The following is a 4,104-nucleotide window of genomic DNA, read 5'->3' as shown; positions in this document are numbered from 1 at the left end:
TGGTTGAAGCCATCGAAGCGGCCGGGGTTCAGTCGGTGCGCGTGCGCTCGGTGCTGGTCTGCGAGGCCGACACCGGCATCTGCGGCACCTGCTACGGCCGTGACCTGGCCCGCGGCACCCGCGTCCTGGGCCGCTTCACGGCCGAGGACGTCAAGGATCCGGCCAGCGGCGAGCTGGTCGTGCCGGCCGACACCTATATCGACGAAAACATCGCCGACGCCATCGAGGCGGCGGTCGTCCAGTCGGTGAAGGTCCGCTCGGTCCTGACCTGCGAAGCCAAGATCGGCGTCTGCGGCGCCTGCTACGGCCGCGACCTGGCGCGTGGCACGCCGGTGAACATCGGCGAAGCGGTCGGCGTCATCGCCGCCCAGTCGATCGGCGAGCCCGGCACCCAGCTGACGATGCGGACCTTCCACATCGGCGGCACCGCCCAGGTGGCCGAGCAGTCGTTCTTCGAAGCCTCGAACGAAGGTACGGTCCGCGTGATCGGTCCGACGGTCGTGGGCTCCGACGGCGCCCTGGTCATCATGAGCCGCAACACCACCGTCAGCGTTCTGGTCGACGGCAAGGAGCGTGAAACCTACAAGCCGCCGTACGGCGCCCGCCTGCGGGTCAAGGACGGCGACGTGGTCAAGCGCGGCCAGCGCCTCGGTGATTGGGACCCCTACACCACCCCGATCATCACCGAAGTGGCCGGCAAGATCCGCGCCGAGGACCTGGTGGATGGCCTGTCCATCCGCGAGGAAGTCGACGAAGCCACCGGCATCGCCCAGCGCGTCATCGCCGACTGGCGCACCTCGGCCCGCGGTTCGGACCTGCGTCCGGCCATGGGCGTGCTGGCCGAAGACGGCAGCTACAAGCGTCTGTCGAACGGCGGCGAGGCTCGTTACCTCCTGTCGGCCGGCGCCATTCTCTCCGTCGCCGACGGCGACGAAGTGAAGCCGGGTGAAGTGATCGCGCGTATCCCGACCGAAGGCGCCAAGACCCGGGACATCACCGGTGGTCTGCCGCGCGTCGCCGAACTCTTCGAAGCCCGCCGTCCGAAGGACTGCGCGGTCATCGCGGAAATGGACGGCCGTGTCGAATTCGGCAAGGATTACAAGAACAAGCGCCGGATCAAGATCACGCCGGACGTCGACGCCGACGGCAACCAGGCCGAGGCGGTCGAGTTCCTGATCCCGAAGGGCAAGCACATCGCCGTCCACGACGGGGACTACATCACCAAGGGCGAGTACATCATCGACGGCAACCCGGATCCGCACGACATCCTGCGCATCCTGGGCGTCGAGGCCCTGGCGAACTTCCTCGTCGACGAGATCCAGGAGGTCTATCGACTGCAGGGCGTGCCGATCAACGACAAGCACATCGAGACGATCGTTCGTCAGATGCTGCAGAAGGTCGAGATCCTCGAGCCCGGCGACACCGGCCTGATCAAGGGTGACCACCTGGACAAGCCGGAGTTCGACAAGGAACAGGAAAAGGCGATCGCCCGCGGCGGCCGTCCGGCTGTGACCCAGCCGGTGCTGCTGGGCATCACCAAGGCCTCGCTGCAGACCAAGAGCTTCATCTCGGCCGCCTCGTTCCAGGAAACGACGCGCGTCCTGACCGAAGCCTCGGTGCACGGCAAGACCGACACCCTGGAAGGCCTGAAGGAAAACGTCATCGTGGGTCGCCTGATCCCCGCCGGTACGGGTTCCTACCTGCGCAGCCTGCAACGCGTCGCCGCCAAGCGCGACGAACAGCTGGCCCAGCAGCGCGAAGAAGCGATGGAGCCGCTGCCGGTCGAGATCGCGACCGCGGACGCCGAATAGGCGTCCGCGAGAATCGGGACTCGGGCGCTCGCGGAGCGCCCGGGGGACGCCGAGTAAACCTTCTGACTCGAGTGACTACGGAAAGGCCCGGGAGCGATCCCGGGCCTTTTTCGTTGGTCCGGCCCGGCTGCCGGCGAACGGCCGTCGGCGACGTCCCCCTCCGCGCCCTCCTAGTCGAAGTGCGCGAAGACCTTGTGGGTGAAGGTCGCGAGGACGTCGTCGACCTGGTCCCAGCGGATGGTCCGCCAGCCGATCTCGGTGTCGGCCCGGTTGTGATCGGAGGGCCCCGGGAACATGCCTCCGTAGACCATCTCCACATGATCATGCTCGCCGGCCGCGAAGCTGATGTAGGGCACGGGCTGGCCGGCGGGGTGGTCGGGGCGCTTGACCTCGAGGCGGTATCTCGTCGCCTCGGCCTCGCCCAGGACCTCGTATCGCGCCTCGCACTGGTGCGCGCGGGCGCGGTCGACCACGGCGGCGAGCAGCGGCTCCAGCTTTTCCCCGGCCGTCTCGCGGAACAGCGCCTGATCGACGGGCGGCCGCGTCGCCTCGGGTTCGGCCGCTCCTTCCGAGGTGTCCGGCAAGGGCGTGCGCTCCGCCCGGACCGCCTTGGGGCGTCGCAACGTGAACCCGAAGATCGACGCGATGCAGCCCACGACGACGAGGGCGGCCACGACGATCGTCAGGTCTTTGAACGTCTCGGGCGTCATGGGATGTCCTCTCTCGGCGCGATAGGCCACCGCCCACCGACGAGCACATTATCCTAGATCAACGCGCGCCTGGATCTTGCCCGACCCTAAGCGGGGAGCCCAGGGCCTTCGATCATCGTCTGGGGACCCGCTCAAGCCGCCCCGGGGCCTCGGGCCGCCCGGGGCCGCTGTCGAAACACGTAAATCGTGACCCGCCGTGTCGTTTTTCCGTCGCCCGCTTGATGATGGTCAAAGATGACGCCGGCGTCATCTTTATGATGGCTTTCAGAGGCGCTCCACGAGAAGCGCGCTCACAGGGAGGCCAAGATGCATGTGACCGTTGTGGAGCGGGCGCCGACGGCGATCCGTGAATTCGAGAGCGAAGAGCTGGCCGGCAAGCTGACCGGCGAAGACGTCGAGGTGATCCGCGAGATCTTCAACACCCCGCTGGTCGGCTCGTACAACTGGGACTACGAGGCGGCCAACGCCAAGATCCGCAAGCTCTACGAGCTGGGCAAGCGCTTCAACTGGGACGCCAGCCTCGATGTCGACTGGGACGTCCCCTATCCCTTGAGCGAGCCGCCGGCTGATCCGCAGCTCAACGCCTTCGCCGGCCATCCCAAGTACGAGGCCCTGAGCGAAGAGCAGAAGATGGCCTTCGCCTGGCGCGGCCACGCCCAGACGCTGTCGCAGTTCCTGCACGGCGAGCAGGGGGCGCTGATGGTGGCCAGTCAGCTGGTCTCGTGCGCCCCGACCTACGACGCCAAGCTCTACGCCGCCTCGCAGACCTTCGACGAGGCGCGCCACGTCGAGGTGTTCAACCGCTATCTGCGCGAGCGCTGCAAGCTCGTCTATCCGATCAACCCGAACCTGAAGGCCCTGCTGGACAAGGTGCTGTCCGACCCGCGCTGGGACCTGAAGTTCGTCGGCATGCAGATCCTGATCGAGGGCTTGGCCCTGGCCGCCTTCCAGTCGATGGCGATGACCGCCCGCGACCCGCTGATCCGCCAGATCGTCCAGCTGGTCATGCGCGACGAGGGCCGTCACGTGGCCTTCGGCGTCAACTATCTGGAGGACTGGATCAAGGCCCTGCCCCCGCGGGAGATCGAGGACCGCGCCCAGTTCGCCTACGAGGCCTGCGTGATCATGCGCGAGCGCCTGTTCTCGACCGACGTGGCCGAGGAGTTCGGCTTCACGGCCGAGGAGGCCAAGGAGATCCAGGTGGGCGGCGCCGTCGGGCGGGCGTTCCGCGACTTCCTGTTCGAGCGGATGATCCCCAACCTCAAGCGCGTGGGCCTGCTGACCGAGGCCGTCCGGCCGAAGTTCGAGGCCCTGGGCGTCCTGAAATGGGAGGACGCCACCCATGACGGCCTGATCGACTGGGCCACGCTGGAAAAGCCGTTGCCGATCAAGGCCGCGATGGCGGCGGAGTAGGCGGCGCCTAGGACGGATAGGCGTTCAAGGCGGCGCACAATTCCCGCCTTCCCGGGCGCAAGGCCCAGGAAGGCGACCAAACGCCGCCTTGATCCCATAACCGCTTCACCGATCGCGGACCGCTCCAGCCCTACTTCTTCGGCACGACCGGCAGTTCGACGTAGGACGCC

Annotated in this window: 2 protein-coding genes and 1 pseudogene; 2 read left to right on the top strand and 1 reads right to left on the bottom strand. The window is 67.3% G+C overall.

Features of this window, described 5'->3' with window-relative positions; all coding sequences use genetic code 11:
- Positions 1-1,811: pseudogene (locus tag VJ655_RS19895) on the top strand (DNA-directed RNA polymerase subunit beta'); the annotation flags it as partial.
- Between the two features lie 170 nt (positions 1,812-1,981).
- Here VJ655_RS19895 and VJ655_RS19890 read toward each other — a convergent pair.
- Entirely contained in the window at positions 1,982-2,521 is a 540-nt protein-coding gene (locus tag VJ655_RS19890) for a hypothetical protein (protein WP_324114142.1), read from the bottom strand.
- Positions 2,522-2,827: 306 nt separating this feature from the next.
- Between VJ655_RS19890 and VJ655_RS19885 the strand changes: the two genes are divergently transcribed.
- Positions 2,828-3,934 (top strand): ferritin-like domain-containing protein, encoded by a 1,107-nt coding sequence (locus tag VJ655_RS19885; protein ID WP_324114140.1) that lies wholly within the window; start codon positions 2,828-2,830, stop codon positions 3,932-3,934.
- The last annotated feature ends 170 nt before the right edge of the window (positions 3,935-4,104 follow it).

It is taken from the genome of Caulobacter sp. (genome assembly GCF_035254145.1).
Classification (GTDB): domain Bacteria; phylum Pseudomonadota; class Alphaproteobacteria; order Caulobacterales; family Caulobacteraceae; genus Caulobacter.
This window is presented reverse-complemented; position numbering and strand designations above follow the sequence as displayed.

Excerpts from the sequence above, each read along its gene's own strand:
- VJ655_RS19890 (WP_324114142.1), bottom strand. The coding sequence starts at position 2,521 with ATGACGCCCGAGACGTTCAAAGACCTGACGATCGTCGTGGCCGCCCTC.
- VJ655_RS19885 (WP_324114140.1), top strand. The coding sequence starts at position 2,828 with ATGCATGTGACCGTTGTGGAGCGGGCGCCGACGGCGATCCGTGAATTC.